18 protein-coding genes are annotated in these 18,348 nt (G+C 71.5%); 2 read left to right on the forward strand and 16 right to left on the reverse strand.

What is annotated here, in order from left to right; all coding sequences use genetic code 11:
- A partial coding sequence (locus ACTHMS_RS21540) for an Hpt domain-containing protein (RefSeq protein ID WP_440308708.1) occupies positions 1–493 on the reverse strand: 493 nt, incomplete at its 3' end.
- A gap of 120 nt (positions 494–613) precedes the next feature.
- Positions 614–1,360 carry a LuxR C-terminal-related transcriptional regulator gene (locus ACTHMS_RS21545; RefSeq protein ID WP_440308709.1) on the reverse strand — a complete coding sequence of 249 codons (747 nt, stop codon included), beginning with the start codon at positions 1,358–1,360 and terminating at the stop codon, positions 614–616.
- A 122-nt stretch (positions 1,361–1,482) separates the two neighbouring features.
- Between ACTHMS_RS21545 and ACTHMS_RS21550 the strand changes: the two genes are divergently transcribed.
- On the forward strand, positions 1,483–2,214 hold the full coding sequence (locus ACTHMS_RS21550; RefSeq protein WP_440308710.1) for a LuxR C-terminal-related transcriptional regulator: 732 nt from the start codon (positions 1,483–1,485) through the stop codon (positions 2,212–2,214).
- Positions 2,215–2,232: 18 nt separating this feature from the next.
- Here ACTHMS_RS21550 and ACTHMS_RS21555 read toward each other — a convergent pair whose 3' ends face one another.
- The 11 genes from ACTHMS_RS21555 to ACTHMS_RS21605 all read right to left on the reverse strand — a co-directional run bounded on the left by ACTHMS_RS21555 (position 2,233) and on the right by ACTHMS_RS21605 (position 14,099).
- Entirely contained in the window at positions 2,233–2,934 is a 702-nt protein-coding gene (locus tag ACTHMS_RS21555; protein ID WP_440308711.1) for an ABC transporter ATP-binding protein, read from the reverse strand.
- The gene (locus ACTHMS_RS21560) at positions 2,931–3,629 is read right to left on the reverse strand and encodes an ABC transporter ATP-binding protein (protein ID WP_440308712.1); all 699 of its coding nucleotides are present in this window, start codon (positions 3,627–3,629) and stop codon (positions 2,931–2,933) included. The genes ACTHMS_RS21555 and ACTHMS_RS21560 overlap by 4 nt, the downstream gene beginning before the upstream one ends.
- A complete protein-coding gene (locus ACTHMS_RS21565; protein ID WP_440308713.1) occupies positions 3,626–6,685 on the reverse strand; it encodes an FtsX-like permease family protein in 3,060 nt (1,019 codons plus the stop codon). Before ACTHMS_RS21565 ends, ACTHMS_RS21560 begins: the two co-directional genes overlap by 4 nt.
- A 205-nt stretch (positions 6,686–6,890) precedes the next feature.
- Positions 6,891–7,793 (reverse strand): type II secretion system F family protein, encoded by a 903-nt coding sequence (locus ACTHMS_RS21570; RefSeq protein WP_440308714.1) that lies wholly within the window; start codon positions 7,791–7,793, stop codon positions 6,891–6,893.
- Positions 7,793–8,761 (reverse strand): type II secretion system F family protein, encoded by a 969-nt coding sequence (locus ACTHMS_RS21575; RefSeq protein WP_440308715.1) that lies wholly within the window; start codon positions 8,759–8,761, stop codon positions 7,793–7,795. The genes ACTHMS_RS21570 and ACTHMS_RS21575 overlap by 1 nt, the downstream gene beginning before the upstream one ends.
- Positions 8,758–10,197, reverse strand: a complete 1,440-nt coding sequence (locus ACTHMS_RS21580; RefSeq protein WP_440308716.1) for a CpaF family protein — start codon at positions 10,195–10,197, stop codon at positions 8,758–8,760. Before ACTHMS_RS21580 ends, ACTHMS_RS21575 begins: the two co-directional genes overlap by 4 nt.
- Positions 10,194–11,378 carry an AAA family ATPase gene (locus ACTHMS_RS21585; protein ID WP_440308717.1) on the reverse strand — a complete coding sequence of 395 codons (1,185 nt, stop codon included), beginning with the start codon at positions 11,376–11,378 and terminating at the stop codon, positions 10,194–10,196. Before ACTHMS_RS21585 ends, ACTHMS_RS21580 begins: the two co-directional genes overlap by 4 nt.
- A complete protein-coding gene (cpaB, locus tag ACTHMS_RS21590; protein ID WP_440308718.1) occupies positions 11,375–12,169 on the reverse strand; it encodes a Flp pilus assembly protein CpaB in 795 nt (264 codons plus the stop codon). Before cpaB ends, ACTHMS_RS21585 begins: the two co-directional genes overlap by 4 nt.
- Positions 12,170–12,189: 20 nt before the next feature.
- Complete coding sequence (locus ACTHMS_RS21595; protein ID WP_440308719.1) at positions 12,190–13,359, reverse strand: pilus assembly protein TadG-related protein; 1,170 nt, start codon at positions 13,357–13,359, stop codon at positions 12,190–12,192.
- Complete coding sequence (locus ACTHMS_RS21600) at positions 13,347–13,796, reverse strand: TadE/TadG family type IV pilus assembly protein (protein ID WP_440308720.1); 450 nt, start codon at positions 13,794–13,796, stop codon at positions 13,347–13,349. The genes ACTHMS_RS21595 and ACTHMS_RS21600 overlap by 13 nt, the downstream gene beginning before the upstream one ends.
- Positions 13,797–13,898: 102 nt before the next feature.
- Complete coding sequence (locus tag ACTHMS_RS21605; protein ID WP_440308721.1) at positions 13,899–14,099, reverse strand: Flp family type IVb pilin; 201 nt, start codon at positions 14,097–14,099, stop codon at positions 13,899–13,901.
- Between the two features lie 174 nt (positions 14,100–14,273).
- Between ACTHMS_RS21605 and ACTHMS_RS21610 the strand changes: the two genes are divergently transcribed.
- Positions 14,274–14,981, forward strand: a complete 708-nt coding sequence (locus tag ACTHMS_RS21610) for a prepilin peptidase (RefSeq protein ID WP_440308722.1) — start codon at positions 14,274–14,276, stop codon at positions 14,979–14,981.
- Here ACTHMS_RS21610 and ACTHMS_RS21615 read toward each other — a convergent pair.
- From ACTHMS_RS21615 to ACTHMS_RS21625, 3 genes are all read right to left on the reverse strand, one after another.
- Positions 14,978–15,601, reverse strand: coding sequence for a hypothetical protein (locus ACTHMS_RS21615; protein WP_440308723.1), 624 nt, complete (start codon positions 15,599–15,601; stop codon positions 14,978–14,980). The genes ACTHMS_RS21610 and ACTHMS_RS21615 overlap by 4 nt on opposite strands.
- A 164-nt stretch (positions 15,602–15,765) precedes the next feature.
- Positions 15,766–16,584, reverse strand: a complete 819-nt coding sequence (locus ACTHMS_RS21620) for a phosphate ABC transporter ATP-binding protein (protein WP_440308724.1) — start codon at positions 16,582–16,584, stop codon at positions 15,766–15,768.
- A gap of 23 nt (positions 16,585–16,607) precedes the next feature.
- On the reverse strand, positions 16,608–18,083 hold the full coding sequence (locus ACTHMS_RS21625) for a fibronectin type III domain-containing protein (RefSeq protein ID WP_440308725.1): 1,476 nt from the start codon (positions 18,081–18,083) through the stop codon (positions 16,608–16,610).
- Positions 18,084–18,348 lie beyond the last annotated feature (265 nt).

Here is an 18,348-nt window from a genome sequence, read left to right on the forward strand (position 1 = left end):
CCTCCGCGGCCGCGACGGAGGGCTCGGGGGTCGCCACGGCCTCAACGGGCGTGGAGTCGGCGACGGTGACGGGTGCCGGCGCCTCGACGGCCGGCGCAGCCGGGTCGAGGCACGCGGCGAGCTCGTCGACGACGACGTCGATGTCGACCGACGGGTCGGCGTCCGAGCCGGTGTTCTCGATGACGGTGAGCAGCGAGCGCACGCAGTCGACCATGTGCAGCAGGGCGTCCGCGGTGCGCGGCGTCATGCTCATCTCGCCGTCGCGCAGCTTCGAGAGCAGGTTCTCGCCGATGTGGGTGACCCGCTCGAGGCGCGACAGGGCGAGGAAGCCGCTGGTGCCCTTGATCGTGTGGATGGTGCGGAAGATGCTGGACAGCAGTTCGCGGGAACCGGGGTGCTGCTCGAGCTCGACGAAGTCGCGGTCGAGCTGGTCGAGGTTCTCGTAGCTCTCGACCAGGAATTCCTGGATGATCTCGTCGTCTTCGCCGGACACTGCTGGCCTCCTTGCCTTCGCGTCGCCCATCGGCGCTGCGCGTCCGGCGGTTGAGCCGGCGTGGGTGGGACGGGACCTTCGACCCCGATGGTCAGGACGGGATCCTGACCGCGCGATCGGTCAGGGCTCGATCAGCCCGAGGCGGACGGCCGCCATCAGGGCCTGCGCGCGGTTGGCAGCGCCGAGCTTGTCGTACAGGTGCGCGATGCGCGCCTTCGCCGTCGAGTGGCTGACGTAGAGGGTGCGCGCGACCTCGGCCGTCGACATGCCGCGGTGCAGCATGTCGAGCACCTCGCGGTCACGTGCCGCCAGCGCCGGCCGGCTCGCAGCGACGCTGCGGCGGCGCAGCGCGTCGGCGAGGCCGGTGGCGCTGAACGAGCCGGACGCGACCGCCGCGTGGCGCACGGCGCTGAGGATCTCCTCGACGGGCGCGCGCTTGATCACGAACGCCGAGGCGCCGACGTCGAGGGCGCGGAAGAGCAGTTCGTCGTCCGGCTCGCTGGCCAGCACGACGACGCCCAGCTCGGGGAAACGGGTGCGCAGTTCGGGCACGCGGTCGAGCTCGGTCTGGTCCTGGCCGGTCTCGATCGCGAGGGTGATCACGACCGGGCGCAGCTCGGCGATCAGCGGCAGCGCCTCGTCGATGCTCTCGGCGGTGCCGACGGACGCGAGGTCGTGCTCGCGGTCGGCCATGCGGGCCAGCGCCCACCGCACGATGGGGTGGGCCTCGACGACGAGCACCTTCGTGGCGGCGCGCTCGGCCTCAACAGGTGCTGTGGCAGAGCTGACCGCATGCATGGTCGACAAGGTGTCCGCCTCCTGCGTGCTGGTACGTGCGGCCCGTCCTTGGGCCTGCACCGTCACCATCGTCCGACCGGACATTTCCTTGAGCACGATGCGTTAGATCTGTGTTAGCTTTAGGAGGTCGGGACCTCGGTCCCGCCGCGGGGGCACCGAACGACCCGATCCACCCAGCCGCGGAGCACCCCATGCCCACTCGATTCGCCCCCCACCTCGTCCCGGCCCCGTCCGTCGACGCGGCGCCCACCGCGCCCGCGCCGGTCACCACCGACGCGGCCGCCTGCGCCACCCTGCGCGTGCTCGTCGTCGACGCCGACCCCTTCGTCGGCTGGGCGCTCGCCCAGCACCTCGTCGACACGCTGGGCGCCGAGGTCGACGACGCGGCCGACGTCGACGCGGCGCTGCAGGCGGTCGCGCGCGACACCGTCGACGTGGCCGTGCTCGACGCCGCCGGCATGGAACTCGCGACGGCGACCGCCGCCGTCGCCCGACTGCGCACCGCCCGGCCGCACCTCGCGGTCGTCGTCCTGCGCGGCGAGGGTGCCACCAGCCGCCTGCAGGCGACGGTCGCCGGCGGTGTGCACTGGCTGCCCATGCGCGCCGACGCCGACGACCTCGTGACGGCCGTCCGCGGCGCGCTCGCCCAGGCCCGTGCGGGCGCCGGGAGCGCCAAGCGCCAACTGCCCCGTCCGGCCGCGCCTGCACTGACGTTGAGCCCGCGCGAGCAGCAGGTGCTCGAACTGCTGCGCGACGGCCACTCGCTGCCGTCGGTCGCCGCCACGCTGGCGATCAGCATGTCGACGACGAAGACCTACGTCGCCCGCCTCTACGACAAGCTCGAGTCGACCAGCCGCACGCAGGCGCTGCTCAAGGCGATCCGCCTCGGCCTTCTGCAGCCCGAGGCCCAGCGCGCCGGCTGACGCACCACGCGCCCCTGCTCACGGCCCGGCGTGGAGCCGTCCGTCGCAAAGTTGGAAGGCTCGGTCGCAGCGTTCGGCGATGTCACGGTCGTGGGTGGCGATGACGACGATGCCGCCGCGGCGAGCCACCCCGAGGACGAGATCGAAGATGCGCTCCTTCGCGTGCTGGTCCAACTCGGCTGCGAACTCGTCGGCGAGCAGGATGTCCGGCGTGGTGACGAGGGCGCGTGCGACCGCGACGCGCTGCTGCTGGCCGCCGGAGAGCTCCTCGATGAGGTGATCGGCGACGTCGCTGAGGCCGACCGTGTCGAGGGCCCCGGACGCTTCGCGTCGCACGTCCGCGCGGGTGAGCCTGCCGGCGGCGACGGCGGGTTGCAGCGCGATCTCGACGTTCTCGGCGGCGGTGAGCAGGTTCGCGAGACCGTACGCCTGGAGGACCAGGCCGAGCGAGGCGTCCGCGGGGTGGCGCGAGACGGTCCCGCTGTCCGGTCGGTCCAGCCCGGCGAGCAGGGCGAGGAAGCTGGACTTGCCGCTGCCGGAGGGACCCATCACGGCGACGATCTGACCGGGCGGCGCATGGAACGACACGTCGTCGAGCAGGGTGCGGCCGCCGCGCCGGTAGCGCAACCGGTCGGCCACGAGCGGCCCGAGCGACGGAAAGTCCGCCGGGAGCGCCGCGGCGGAGGCCGCACCGAGCGAGGGGTGCCGATCGCCGGTCATGCTGCGCTGTCCTCGACGATCCGACCGTCGCGGAGTCGGATGGTCCGGTCGAGGGCCTCGGCGACCTGCGGGTCGTGGGTGACGGCGACGACCGTCGTACCGAAGCGCGTGGTAATCAGTCGCAGGATGTCGGCCACGCGGTCCCGGTTGGCGGAGTCGAGCTGGCTGGTGGGTTCGTCGGCGATGAGCACTGCTGGGTGGTTGGCCATGGCGACCGCGAGCGCGACGCGTTGCCGTTCTCCGCCGCTGAGGCGATCGACGGCGACGCCGGCCAGGTCGCCGAGTCCGAGCTCGCCGAGCAGGCCGGCGGGATCGGGCAGGTCGACCCGGCGGCGGTAGCTGCGCGGTCCGCGTTGCGCGAACCGGATGTTGTCGATCGGGTCACCGAACGGCAGCAGGTTCCGGCTGGGGTTCTGGACGGCCGTCGCGACGCGTTCGGCGCGGATGCGCAGCAGTGCGGTCGGCGTCATGGCGCTGAGCTCGTGCTCGCCGATGAAGACGTGGCCGGAGCTGGGGCGTTGCAGGCCGGCGAGCAGGTTGACCAGTGTCGACTTGCCGGAGCCGGACGGCCCGCTGATCGCGTTGCTCGTGCCCGCCTCCAGCTCGAGGTCGATGCCGTCGAGGGCGACGAGTGCTTCGCCGTGCATGCGGTAGGTGTGGCGCAGTTGCAGGCAGCGCACCGGCAGGCCCGTCATTCCTCGGTCCCGCGAAGGCGTGTGGGCACGGCCGACCGGAGCACGGCGGCTGCGGCGATCATGCTGGCCAGACCGACGAGCGCTGTGAACGCGGCGGCGAATGCGACGATCGGGAGTGCAGGCGGGCGGTAGTGCAGCAGGATCGGGGTGGTGTCGGCGAACTCGGGGATGACGGGCATCGCCAGCCGGGCAGCGAGCGCGCCCGCCGGTATGCCGAGCAGCACTGCCGCGCCGAGCAGGATCAACTGCTCGAGGACCCCGCCGCGGTACAGCGCGCTCCGCGGCACGCCGACCACCCGCAGCGCAGCGGTCTCGAACGAGCGCCGTCGGGCGCTCGCGCTGATCGCGGTTGCGGTACCACCGACCGCGACGACGGAGCCGACGATCGCGCAGGCCAGCAACAGGAACAGCGACAGCGCGGGTGCTTGCCTTCCGAGCTGCACGATCCGCGACGACGTGGACCTCACGCGTTGCAGCGTGAGTCCGGTTGCGCGGAGCCGCGCCAGCGCGTCGGACGGTGCGCGGGGCCCGATCCACACCGTCCAGTTGGCCTCGGTGTCGAAGCCGGGCCGGAGGGCGCGCAGATCGTTCAGGTCGGCGATGAGCCCGGTGTCGAGCACGACCGGGAGTGCCGGCGCCCAGTGCGCGACGGTGAACGTCGCAGTGATGCCGAGTTGGTCGATCATCTGCCGGGGGCGCGATGTCTCGGCACCGCCGGCGACGCCGGCGTGGGTGGCGATCACAGGCAGGGGTTGCGGCGCGAAGGCGTAGGTGACCCCGTTGAAGCCGCTTCGGCTGCGGTAGTCGTCGACCAGTCCGCCCGGCGTGGCGTGCAGGCTGTCGCTGCTCTCGCTGACCGGATTCGCGCGCCACGCTCGCTGGTCCGTCAGGGACGCACCGACCGGGACCCACTTCGACTGTTCGTCCTGCTCGATCCGGTGGACGAGGAGTCGTCCGGACATCGTGCCGTCGTAGGTGACATCCCTGTTCCAGGCGAGCCCGAGCAGCATGCAGCCGGTCGCGCAGTCCACCGGTGCGGTGTAGGTGTGGGTGCCGGGCCGGATGGTGCCGGCGTCCACCGAGAGGAACGGTGCACGCGCGGTGCGGAGCACGAACTGGACCTGCGGTGGCGCGCCGTGGACCGATGACGCGCTGATGAGCACCCGCAGCCTCGGCGATGAGGTGTCCACACGGTCGACGGCGGACGACCCGATCACGCTCGCCATCCGTGCGGTGCTCGGCCCGCCACTGGCCGCGTAGCCGACCCGGGCCAGCCGGGATGCGTCGAGGGCCAGCACCGTGCCGACGATCGAGCCGCCGCCGTCCGGCAGCCACGTCGCGGCTGCCATCGCCCAGCGGCCGGCCGGATCGGCCTTCCGTACCGCCGCGACCGGATCGACACCTCGCACGAACTGCACCGCGACCGTCCGGTCGGCACCGATCTCGGCATGTGCGCGGGCGGTGCGGTTGGACGCAGCGACCGATTCGCCGATCACGCCGAAGGTCGCCAGACCGACCGCCACCGCCAGCAGCGCCGCGAGCCGCAGTCCGGCGGGACGGCGAGCGACCTGCCGCGTCGCCAGGAACAGCCCGATGCGGCCGGAGGCACGCGTCGGACGGAGCAGCGTGCGGGTGAGGACGGGTAACGCTCGCGCACCGAGCAGCGCTGCGGCCGTCACCAGCAGCCCCGGCGCGAGCAGGGCTGCGCTGCCCGCAGCGCCTCCGCTCGACGACAACCACACCAGGCCGGCGATGGCCGCCGCCGACACGCTCAGGTCGATCGCCAACCCGACGTGTGAGCGAGGCGGCGACCCGAGGGTGCGCCGCCACTGCGCCAGCACGCTCCGGTGCAGCGCCCGGTGACACGCAGCGACGGACGCCACCACTCCACCGGCGAAGCCGGAAGCCAGCGCCGCCGCGGCCGACCAGGTCAGCACGACGGGCGTGTTCGGGGCGAGGACGGCGCTCGAGAAGAGCTCGGCCGCGGTCCACCCCAGCCCCAGGCCGATCGGCGCCGCGACGGCAAGGACGAGCAGCGGCTCGGACAGGGCGAAGCGGGCCGTCCACCACGGCCGCAGTCCCCGGAGCTTCGCCAGCGCGAGTTCATTGCCCCGGGCCTCGACGGCGTCGGTGACGACCTCGAACAGCACGAGCCATGCGAGCAACGCCAATTGCAGCGTCACCAGCAGCGTGCCGCGATCGACCAGTTCCCGTTGACGAGCCGCCGCATCGAGCACCTTGCTGAGGCCGGTCGACACCTGCAGGTGGACAGGTTCGCCCGAGCAGTCGAAGTTGCAGGGACCGGCGCTCCTGTAGCGGCGCTGCAACGCGGCCACGTCGCGGCGCAGCCTCCCGACGTCCTTCAGCCGGATGGCGCTGGGATCCAGCGGGTAGTCCCACGCCAGCGTCGCTTGCGTGTGTGGCGGCAACGCTCGAGTCGCGGCCCGGTCGACGAAGACCTGGTCGACCCAGTCCGGGCCGTCGCTGCTCGGGAACTCCTCGAAGTAGTCGTGGCCGAACCAGAACGCACCCTGCGAATCTCGCGGCGTGTAGATTCCCACGATGCGGAGGGTGGTGCCGATCGCGAACGTCAGTCGGCCACCCAGCCGCCACCCGTAGCCACCGTCGACGGTACGTGCACTGACCAACACCTGCCCGGGCCCGGTGGGACAGTGACCGGCCACGATGATCAACTGCGAACAGGCGCCAGGACGCCACAGCATGCCCACCCGCACCGTCGCACTGCCTGGCGCGGTCGCCTTCGTCTGCACCTGGATGGAGGGGATCCGCGTCGGGTAGCCGCGCACCGCACCGGGCCTGGGCGTCGCAGCCTGGCCGAGGTCGAAGTGCGACACCGACGTCGTGAGGTCGAACTCGTACGGGACGTCCTGGAACTCCAGCCCCGTCTCCGTGCCGGCCTGAGTCAGCTCGTCACGCAGTGTCGACTCGCCGGCCGCCCGCGCATACAGCGGCCCCAGCACGGCGGCGCCCATCACGACGGTGCCGACGAGCAACACCGCGACCGCCAGCCGTCTCCGCCACCAGATGCCTCGCACCAGTAACGGAGCGCGACCACGAGGCACCGGATCGTTCAAGCCGACGCTGCCGCATGTCCGGGCGTGCTCGCAGCATCTTGCACGCGGACCTCCGGCGCATCGGGGCTTTCGGCGAGATCATTCTTCGCTCCGGCGCGTGAGGTCTGTCAACTGCAGTCGGTGTCCCCAGTGCCGGTCAGGCTTGGAGCGGAGGTCGTGACAGGGATCAGAAGACCTTGCCGAGGCCCATGATCCCGGGGCCGAGGATGATGACGAACATCGCGGGCAGCAGGCAGAACACGACGGGGAAGAGGATCTTCACCGGGATCTTCTGCGCGACCTCCTCGGCCAGCTGACGGCTGGTCAGTCGCATCTCGCGCGACTGCTCGCGCAGCACCGCGGCGACGGAGATGCCGAGGCCGGAGGCCTGCACGATCGCCGAGATGAACATGCGCAGCTCGCGCACGGTCGTGCGCTCGACGAGCGCGCGCAGCGCCTCGACGCGCGACTTGCCGAACTGCATCTCCTGCAGCACCCGGCCGCACTCCTCGGCCATCGGGCCCTGGAGGTTGCGCGCGACCTGGGCGAGCGCGGCATCGAACCCGAGGCCTGCTTCGACGCACACGGTGAGCATGTCGATCGCGTCGGGCAGCCCCTTGCGGATGCGCTGCTGGCGCGCGTCCGCACGCTTGGCGAGGACGTAGTCGGGCAGCGCGAAGCCGAGGAAGGCGCCGACGAGCGCCCAGAACAGCGCCTTCGGCCCCGAGTCGATGCCCAGGACGAAGAAGAGCCCGCCGAGCGCGAAGAGGCTGAGGCCCTTGAACGCCAGGACGCGTTCGACCGTCCACTTGCCCGGGTTGCCGGCCTGGTCGAGACGCTGCCCGATGTTGGTGACGACCGCGGCCGGCGAGATGCGCACGACGATCGCGCGCAGCCGTTGCATGGCCGGCGGCAACGGCTCGGCGCCGAAGCGCACGGCGGCCGGTGCTGCGCGGTTGTGGCCGTAGAAGGTCTCGATGGTCTCGAGCGACGCCTCGGAGGGTGCCGGATCGAACACGCCGAAGGCACCGAGCACGAGGACGAGCACGCAGAGGGCGGCGCTGACCAGGCCGACGACGAGCAGCAGCATCAGATGTCCACCTTCGAGACCTTCTTGATCCACACCGAGCCCAGGAGCTCGAGCACGACGGCGACGACCAGCAGCACGGTGCCGGTGCTCGTGTGGAACAGCGGGCGGATGTAGCCCGGGTTGGTCATCTGGACGAAGCCGACCACGAAGATCGGCAGGCCGATGAGGATGCGACCCGACAACCGCCCCTCCGCCGAGAGCGCCCGCACGGTGCGGCGCAGCGACGCGCGCTCGCGCATCGTCCCGACCGTCGTCATGAGGATCTCGGCGAGGTTGCCGCCGACGGAGCGCTGGATGCGGATCGCCATCACGACCCACGAGAGGTCGGTGCACTTCATCCGGTCGGCGACGCGGTCGAGCGCGTCCTCGACGTCGGCGCCGAAGCGCGCCTCGGCCAACGCCCGCGCGAACTCGTCCGCTGCGGGCTTCTCGCCCTCACGGACGACCGTGTCGAGCGACTGGCTCAGCGAGAAGCCCGACCGCAGGGCGCCGGCGACCAGCTGCAACACGTCGGGCAACTGCTCGCCGAAGGCCACCTGCCGCTTGGTCGTGCGGATCGAGACGAACAGTCGGGTGGCGATCCACGCGATCGCGACACCGAGCAGGAGGCCGAGCAGCAGCGACCCGAACAGCACCATGACCGTCGCGCCGAGCACCAGCGTGATGCCGAGACGCAGCAGCACGAACTCCTCGGGCCGCATGGTGAGGCCGGCGGCGTCCAGCGTAGCGGCGATCTTCTCGCGTGCACCGCGGGCGCGCACCTGACGGTCGAGGAACGCGAGTGCGACACGCAGCAGCTTGCTCTCCTGCGGCGGCGCGGCAGGCATCTCCGGCTCGACGACGTGCGCCGTGACGCGGTACATGTCGACGACCGCGAGCGGGTCGTCGTCCTTGCGCTTCGGCGTCCAGGTGATCAGCAGGGCGAAGGTGAGCACGCAGCCGAACGTGAGCGCGAGCAGCACGGTCATCGCAGGTCACCGCCGAACAGCCCGCCGGGGAGGTCGATGCCCTCGTCGCGCAGCTTCTCGGCGAACTGCGGCCGCAGACCGGTCGCCTTGAGCGTGCCGCGGTACTTGCCGTCGTCGTCGACGCCGGCACCGAAGTCGAAGGTGAAGATGTCCTGCAGCGTGATCACGTCGGTCTCCATGCCGGTGACCTCGGTGATGTGCGTGATGCGGCGCGTACCGTCGCGCAACCGGCTCTGGTGCACGATCAGGTCGATCGCCGACGCGGTCTGCTCGCGGATCGCCCGCGTCGGCAGGTCGACGCCCGCCATCAGCACCATCGTCTCGATGCGGGCGAGCGAGTCGCGCGGGCTGTTCGAGTGCAGCGTGGTGATGGACCCGTCGTGGCCGGTGTTCATCGCCTGCAGCATGTCGAGCGCGGCGCCGTCACGCACCTCGCCGACGATGATGCGGTCAGGACGCATCCGGAGCGCGTTCCGCACGAGGTCGCGGATCGTGATCTGCCCCTTGCCCTCGATGTTCGGCGGCCGCGACTCGAGGCGGATCACGTGCTCCTGCCGCAGTTGCAGTTCGGCGGCGTCCTCGATGGTGACGATGCGCTGGTCGTTCGGGACGAACGACGACAGCACGTTGAGCGTGGTCGTCTTGCCCGAGCCGGTGCCGCCGCTGATCAGCACGTTGAGCCGTGCACGGACGCACGCGTCGAGCAGTTCCGCCACTGCGGGCGTCATGGTGCCGAACGCGATGAGGTCGTCGACGCCGAACGGATCGGTGGCGAACTTCCGGATCGACATCGTCGATCCGTCGAGCGAGACGGGCGGGATGACGACGTTCACGCGCGAGCCGTCGGGCAGGCGCGCGTCGACCAGGGGGCTCGCCTCGTCGACCCGGCGGCCGACCCGGCTCACGATCTTGTCGATGACGCGCCGCAGGTGCGCCTCGTCGGCGAAGACCGCGTCGACGGTGTGGATGCGGCCCTTGCGCTCGACGAAGATCCGGTCGGGCCCGTTGACCATGATCTCGGTGACGTCGGGATCGCGCAGCAGCGGCTCGAGCGGGCCATGGCCGAGCACCTCGTCGATGATCATGCTGGTGAGCCGGGCACGCTCGCCCGCGGTCAGCGGCGTCTCCTCGGCGTCGATGACCTCCTGCAGCAGGCCCTTCACCTGCTGGGCGACGTCGTCCTCGCTCAGCTTCGCCGACTGCAGCGCCGGTCCCAACGCCTCGAGCAGCGCCCCGTGCACCTTGCGCTTCACCGCGGCGAGCGGGTCGCGCGGACGCGAGCGCGGCAGTGTCACGGCGTGCGGCGTGCTCGGGGCAGGCTTGCTGACGTCGACGCGCTCCGGCTGTGTCGCCCCACGGTCGACCGCCTGCGCGGCGGCCGCGGCGGCCTGCGCCGACCGGGCCTGCCGGGCCGCGACGAGATCGGCGAGACTCATCCGCGTCGCCTCCACGAACGGCCCTTCGCCTTGGCCGGCTGGGCCTGCTCGCCGGCGAGCGAATCGGCGAGCGCACGCACGGCGACGGCGTACGGGTGCTTGTCGTTCTCGGCCGTGAGGGGCAGTCCCTTGTTGACGGCGGCGAGGACGTCGGGACTGGACGGCAGCGCCGCCATCGCAGGCAGTTCGGCGACCCGCTCGAGGTCGGCCTGCTTGAGCGCGCCCTTCGCGTCCGCCGCGTTGATGACCAGACCGCGCAGGTCGGGCTTGTAGGACAGCGCGTCGAGCAGGTCGAGCGTCACGCGCAACGACTTCAGCGCCGTCGACTCGGCGGTGATCGGCAGCAGGTGGTGGTCGGCCACGTCGAGCACGGCCAGCACCTGCTCGCTGAACTGCCCGGGGGTGTCGACGACGACGTAGTCGTAGCGCGCCCGCAGGATTGTCAGCAGCGCGGTGACCAGCTCGGCGGTGACGTGGTCGCCGTCGGACGGGTTGGTCGGTGCCAGCACGCAGTCGAAGCCCTTGGCGTACGGGGTGATCAGCTGCGCCAGGCGGCCGTCGTCCAGACCGCCGTGGAACTCCACCGCGTCGGCCAGCGTGCGCCGCGGGGCGAGCCCCAGCATCATGGCGACGTCGCCGAACGCGACGTCGAGGTCGACCAGGCACACGCGGCGCGCGCCCTTGCGGTTCAGCGCGACCGCGAGGTTGGTGGCGACGGTCGTCTTGCCGCTGCCGCCCTTCGCGGCGAACAGCGCGATGACCGTGCCCTGACCGACCGTCGCGAGCGGGCCGTCCTCGGCGATGTCGAGCTCGACGCGCTCGGCGTGCTTGGGTGGGTTGACCAGGCGGTTCACCGCACCGAGCAGCCCGCGCACGTCATCGGTGCGCACGACGTCGCGCACGCCGGCGCGGATCGCCCCGGTCAGCTCGCTGACGTCGAGCTCGTCACGCACCATGACGGTCGAGACGGCCGGACGGATCGAGCGGGCCTCGTCGGCGAAGGCAAGCGCCTCGATGAGACGGGGCGTCGGTCCGAGGACGAGGATGCACGGCGCCGGCTCGACGGCGACCGCCCGTGACGCCGAGCCGAGGTCGTCGACCACGCGGATCTCGCTGCCCGGACCGAAGGCGGCGACGATGCGGGCCGCGACGTCCGGGTCGGGTTCGAAGAGCAGCGTCATGATGCGTGCGCCCAATCCGGGAAGACCGGGGTGTCGGTGCCCTGGCTGTCGATCCCAGGGCCCGGTGCCGTCACGGACGACTGGCTCAGCAGCGCGAGGTACAGGTTGCCGCGCTCGGTCTCGTGGATCAGCCGCTGCGCCTCGGTCTGGTCGACCGCCACCGTGACGAGCAGCTGCTGGCTCGCGGTGCCGTTGTTCATGCCCGCGTTCTCCTTGCTCGGCGCGCCCGCCGACGCGGCGAGCACGTCGACGCGCGGCAGCAGCAGCTTCGTCGTCCAGTTGTCGTCCTTGCTGCCGTTGGAGTTGTCGCCGGCGACCTTGTGCGGGCCGGTGAGGATGACGGTGTCGAAGACGGCGATCTGGGCGCCCGGCTGCACGTAGCCTGCGACGTCGGCCGGAGCGTCGACGGCGATGGACACCGCCATCTTGTTCTTCGGGATGGGCAGGCCGCTGGTCGTCGGCGTCTTGGTGCCGAGCATCTGCGGCAGCAGCACCTGGCCCGCCGCGATGTCGGAGGTGGTGACCTGGTCGAGCAGGTCCGAGCCGATCGAGCGCACGGCGTCGGCCGGCACGGAGTCCGACGGCAGGTGGTCGATCTGCAGGTATCCGCCGTCGCGGAGGTCCTTGCCGCTGATGCCGGCCGGGATGGGCTTGACCACCAGCTGCACGTCGACGGCCTGCTTGCCCGCCACGGCCCGCTGATCGGCGTGCTTGACGTAGGCGTACACGGCACCGGTGGCGATCAGCGCGAGCACGAGCGCCAGGGCGATCTGGACGGGACGTCGTTTCATGGCGTGAGGACCTTCCGTGGTCAGCCGGACAACTGCACGACGAGCAACCCCATGTCGGTGCTGCCGGACAGGGTCGTGCCGAGTGGGAGGAGTGCGCGGGTGAAGAAGCCGTAGACGCACGAGTTCAGGCTTCCCGTGCAGTACTTCGTGCCGCTGATGAGCGATGGCATGCTCTGCGTGCTCGGGTTGCCGGGTGTCCGGTACCCGGTCACCACGAAGGCGGCGAAGCCTGCGATGTGGTAGATGCCGTTGTTCCCTGAGTACTTGACACCGTCGTAGATCGGCAGATAGATCGGTTTGTGAAGGGAATCTGCGTATGCAGTCTGCAGCGCGGTCTGGCAGGCGCTCGACGCGCTGTTGCCGGGGTTCTCGCTGACGGTGCCCTGCGCGCTGACCGTGGTGATGCAGGTGCCGCCGGTGTCCGGGGTGAGCCAGCCGAAGCCGCCGGGCAGGTCGAAGCCGGACGGACTGCCCGAGCAGGTGTTGCCGGAACCATGCAGTTGCAGCACCTGCTCGGTGCCGGCGATACCGGTCGTGTAGGCCGGCGGCCACGGGGTCGGTGAGGGGTACGGGCCCTGGGCGACGTACTTGCTGATCGTGCCGGTCGAGGTGGCGCGCAGCCATTCGCACAGCGAGATCGTCAGTGCCAGCCCCGTGTTCTTCGACGGGGCGCCCCAAGTGGCCCGGGCGCACGCGAGCACGTGCGACCCGGTGAAGGCGCTGTTGCCGGCGAGGTGGGCGGCGAAGGTGGGTGGAAGCAGGGTCGAACCGTTCGCCTGCTTGGTGCTGACGTGCACGTCGACGAAGTTGCCGGCACTAGGCAGGGACGGACAGGTCACCAGGGTGCCCGTCGCACCGCTGCACACCGTGAGGCCGCCGATGGCGCTGCGGCCGCAGACGCTGTCGACGGCCGACGCGCCGTCGGACGCGTTGAGGTTCGCGTACCGCGGCGCGCTGCTGACGCCGGCCGCGCACGACGTCAGCGAGATCGCGCACTTCTGCGCGACCGCGATCGCCGCGGCGTCCGCACCGTTCTGCAGCTGGGTGCGCTCGGAGTACAGCTGGCCGACGTCGACCACGATGGCACCCGTGCCGAGCAGCACGCCGGTGCCGACCAGGATCGTGAGGAGGGCGGTGACGGCGCCTCGTTCGCTGCCGGCGCGGTGCTGCCGTCGGGTCAGCCACCGCATGGCATCCTCCCGGTGGCGGTGAGCGTCAGGCTCGTGTTGGCCAGCTTCACGAAGGCCCGGATCGGCGTCTGGAAGCTGTAGACGTAGGTGACGGTGACGACCGCGTCGCCGGTGAGGCCGCTCGTGCAGACCGGCGAGCCGGTGTCGCCCGAGCAGGACGACGAGTCGGTGGCGGCCTTGTAGCAGACCGCGATGTTGCCGGTGGTCAGCGTCATGCCGGACGCCGCTTGCTGGGTGCGGCTCTTCACGGCGCTCGTGGCGTTGCCGAGCGCGGCGAGCCGGGCGCCCTCGCGGGCCGCCTCGGTCTCGGTGATCTTGCGGTTGAAGGCCGTGCCGAAGTCGATGACCCCGAAGACGAGCGCCAGCAGCACCGTCATGATGAGGGCGAACTCGACCGCGGCGATGCCGCGATCGGCATGATCACGCAGTCGTCGCACGGGACACCGGCCAGTCGTCGGGAGGGGGCACGAGGAACGCGCCCGCCGGCTGCAGAGCATGAGCCGGCGGGCGCGTCCGAGAGCAGAGCGGCGGAGCGGGGATCAGATCGCGTTGCCCGCAGCGGTGAACAGGTCGCTGAGCTTGCCGCCCAGGATCGTCACGGCACCGATGATCACGATCGCGATGAGGGCCAGGATCAGGCCGTACTCCGCGGCGGTCACGCCACGGTCCTTGCGCTCGGCCTCGGTCATCTTGGCCAGACCGACGTGCAGCATCACCGCGAGCTGGGTGAAGAAGTTCATGGGACGTACTCCTTGGTGGGGGTGTTCCCGAGGTGGGGACTCGGGGAGGGCCTCCGGCCGCTCTGCCACAAGAGTCCCGGTCGATGTGCCCCGTGCGCGCGGGTTGATCGGACAGGAAATGATCAGCCGATCGCCCGACAGACAGCACGGCTGCGCCCACCTAGCGTCGCGTGCATGTCTGTCGTCGTCTGGGCCGCCGCCCTCACCACTGCGGCCGGCGCCGCGCTGGTGCGCGGGCCGCTCGTCCGCAGCGCGGTCGAGCCCGGTGCGCCCGACCGTACAGCGTGTCCAACGTGCGACGCACCGATCGGTCACGGTGGATTCCGGAAGTGCGGCTGCGGCACACGTCTCGGCGCTCCCCCGCTCGTGCTCGAACTGCTGGCGGGCGGGGTCGGCGCCGGCTTCGGCGCCGTCGTCGGGGCGCGACCGGAACTCGTCGGCTTCCTGGTGCTCACCGTCGTCGGGGTCGCGCTCGCGACGATCGACCTGATGGTGCACCGCCTGCCGGACCGCTTCGTGCTCGCGGCGTTCGCCGGGCTGGCCGCGTCCTTCGTCGTCGGGGCGGTCGTGCGGGCGGACGCGACCCGGCTGCTCACGGCGCTGCTCGGCGCCGTCGTGCTCGGTGCGTGCTACTTCGTCCTCGGCGTGGTGGGCGCGGGCCGGTTCGGTCTGGGCGATGTCAAGCTCGCCGTCGTCCTGGGTCTCGCGCTGGGTTGGTTCGGCTGGCGCGCCGTGCTGGTCGGCAGCCTGCTGGCGTTCCTGCTGAACGGGGTGGTCACGCTGGCGCTGCTCGCGGCACGACGGGTGACGCTCAAGACGGAACTGCCGTTCGGCCCGTTCATGCTCGCCGCCGCCGCGGCCGTGGTGGTCGCCGCCGCCTAACCGGTCAGGTGACGTCCGCGGCGGCGCCGGCCGCGCCGCAGCGCCACGAGGCCGCTCGCGACGAGGGCCGCCGCGAGGGCCAGCAGCAGCGCGCTGTCGACGCCGGTCGACGAGGTGCCACCAGTGCCCTGCCCGTCGACACCGTGCCCACCGCGGCCGCTGTGCCCGTGGGGCGGCGGGGTGCTGCTCGAGTCGACGCCGCTCACTCCGAGCCTCGGTCCGAGCCGGAAGCCCGCGTCGACGTCGAGCGGCACGGTGACCCGGACGTCGCCGAGGGCGCGGGTCGGGTCATGTCCGGGCGGCGTCGTGAAGCGGCCGGCCGTGGACGTCGCCGCGGGCGGTCCGCTCAGGATCAGTGCATACCGCCCGCGCGCCAGGGCCTCGGGCACGGTGAAGCGATAGCTCGCCGTGCCGGACGCGTCGGCGGTCACCGTCCCGAGCCGCCGGACCCCGACCAGCCCGACGACGACCTGCGCGGCCGGCCGGAACCCGTCGACCTGGACGATGACCTGCTCACCCCGGTGCAGCAGTGGATCCGCAGGCAGACGATGCCCGTTCCGAGGGTCGATGATGCTGACGCCGCCCGGCGGCTGGGTCGCGCCGGCCAGTGCTGCAGACATCAGGGCAACAACCACCAGCAACCCGGCGAGGCCCGGCAAGAACACACTGCGGCGGGCCTGGACGGCCCGCCGCGGTGATCTGCGTTCGATGTTCATGTCCCCCCATCGGCGAAGGCACGCGTCGTCCTGGACGCGGTCCTTCGCTGTGGTGTGACGGCCCGGGTCTACCCGAACCGCCCGTGCACGTAGTCCGCGGTGCGGGGGTCCTGCGGATCGCCGAACATCAGTTCCGTGGGTCCGTGCTCGACGATCGCGCCGGGCGTGCCCTGCTGTGCCAGGAAGAACGCGCACTGGTGCGAGACGCGCGCCGCCTGCTGCATGTTGTGCGTGACGATCACGATCGTCACGTCGTTCACGAGCTCGCCGATCGTGTCCTCGATGACCCGCGTGGAGGTCGGGTCGAGCGCCGAGCACGGCTCGTCCATGAGCAGCACGCGCGGCCGGACCGCGAGCGACCGTGCGATGCACAGGCGCTGCTGTTGGCCGCCTGACAACGCGCCGCCCGGCTGGTCGAGCCGGTCCTTCACCTCCATCCACAGACCCGCTCGCCGCAGCGACTCCTCGACGAGGCCGTCCTTGGTCGACTTCGCGACGCGTGTGCCGGTCAGCCGCAGCCCTGCCACGACGTTCTCGTAGATCGACATCGCCGGGAAGGGGTTCGGCTTCTGGAAGACCATGCCGATCGCGCGTCGGGCGTCGGTGAGTCGCCGTCCGGGCTCGTAGATGTCGACACCGTCGAGGCGGACCTCGCCGGCGAGCTTCGCCGAGGGCACGAGCTCGTGCATCCGGTTGAGGATGCGGAGGAAGGTCGACTTGCCGCAGCCGGACGGGCCGATCAGCGCGGTCACCTGACCCGCGGGCATGAGCAGCGAGACGCGGTCGAACACCTTGCGGTCACCGAACCACGCCGAGATGCTGCGCGCGTCGAGCTCGGCGAGCGCCCCCGGCCTAGCGGGGGCGCCGGCCGGATAGCTCTCCGGCACGAGGAACTACGGCGCCGACGTCATCAGGTCGCCTTCACCGTCACCACGGCCGACGTGCCGGCGGCCAGGGTGGCCGTCTTCGCACGGGTCACGCGGTACCGGTAGCTGCCCTTGGTCGGGAGCTTGACGGCGACCACGTAGCCGACGGTGGTCACACCGTTCGGCAGCTTCTGCCGCTTGAGCGTCGCGGTGGCCACGGTCTTCCAGGTGGTGCCGAACAGCCGCTGCAGCGAGACGCTGCCGCCGCCCGCGGGTGTCACGACACCGTAGATCTTCAGCGTGCCGCCGTGCCGGACCGAGGCGGGCTTCGCCGCGATGCTGACCGTCTGGGCGACCGAGACGGTCCGCACCGCCGATGCGGCCGCCCTGTGGGTCGCCGTGGCTGCGTACTGCCACTGGAACTGCACGTTGGTCGTCGGCTTGTACGCGGCGCTCACACCACCGGCCGGACCCGACGTCACGGTCCTCACGAGCGTCCACGGCGCGTTGGGCGACGAGCGCCGGACGAGCTTCACGGACGCGCCAGCCAGGGCGGTGTTCGTGGTGGTGTCCCTGACCGAACCGGTCACGGTCACCGTGGTGCCGAAGCGGACGGCGGTCGGCGCCGCGATCGAGACGGCGGTCGCGTCCGCAGTCGGCGTCACCGGCGACGACGCGGTCGAGTAGGCCCCGGTGCCGGCGCCGTCGATCGCCGCGACCCGGAAGACGTACGCGGTGCCGTTGGCCAGGCCGGTGATCTTCTCGGTCGTCGCGGCGTTGCCCTCGAACGACGTGTTCGTCGTCCAGGTGGAGCCGCCGTCGGTCGAGTACTGGACGTCGTACCCGGTCGCGACCTGGCTCGGTGCCGACCAGGACACCGTCGCCGACTGGTTGCCTGCCGTCGCGTGCACGTTCGTCGGAGCGTCCGGCACGGTGGCGGGGGCCGGGTAGACCTGCGTCCACGTCGTGCCGCTCACCAGGATGTCGGCGACGTCGTACTGGTTGTTCTGGTTGGCGCCGTTCGCCGTGACGAGCCGCACCTGGTACAGGTTCTGGTAGGCCGTGTTCGAGTCGTGCGCCGGGTCGTTCGGGAACTCGCTGATGAAGTCGTCGACGGTGAGGTCGGTGTTGAGACCGGCCGAGACCGGATGGCTCTGGCTCAACGCGGTGACTGGGGCCGGTCCGCTCGCGAGCGGGTAGTCCGTGGCCGAGCCGAGCGTGTCGACGTTCCACAGACCGGGGACGGACGCCGGGTTCGGCTGCGCCATCTTGAGCAGTGTGGTGTGGTCGCCGCTGCGTCCGGCGACGCTGCCGACCGCGTAGGCGGCCATCGGCGCCGTCGTGGTCGAGCCCGAAGTGATGATGTTCCCGGTCGAGTCGTAGAACGTGATGGTCCCGACGGCGCCCGGGTCCGGCTCGTACGGCGGCTGCGCGGCGCTCGCGTTCGGAGCGACGGCCAGCAGGAACGTCGCGGCGAGGCCCGCGGCGGTGCCGCAGGCGAGCGGCGTGAGGCGAGTCATGAGTGTCCTTCCCCGGATGTCGGTGTGGTGCTCGGTCGCGTGGCGCGTCGAGGTGGGTGGTGAGGTCGGTCGGTCAGGAACGATGGGAGACGACACGGCGGCGCCAGACGGCGATCGCGCCGAGAGCGACGGCCACGACCCACCAGGTGCCGTCGCTCGACGAGGACGTGGCCGCCGCCGACGCCGATGCGGGGCTGGTCGCCACGACGGATGGGGTCGTCGCCTGCGACGACTCGGCGCCGGCGCGCGCGCTGCCGGCGTCCGA

Source organism: Jatrophihabitans sp. (assembly GCF_051960575.1).
GTDB lineage: Bacteria > Actinomycetota > Actinomycetes > Mycobacteriales > Jatrophihabitantaceae > JBQCEE01.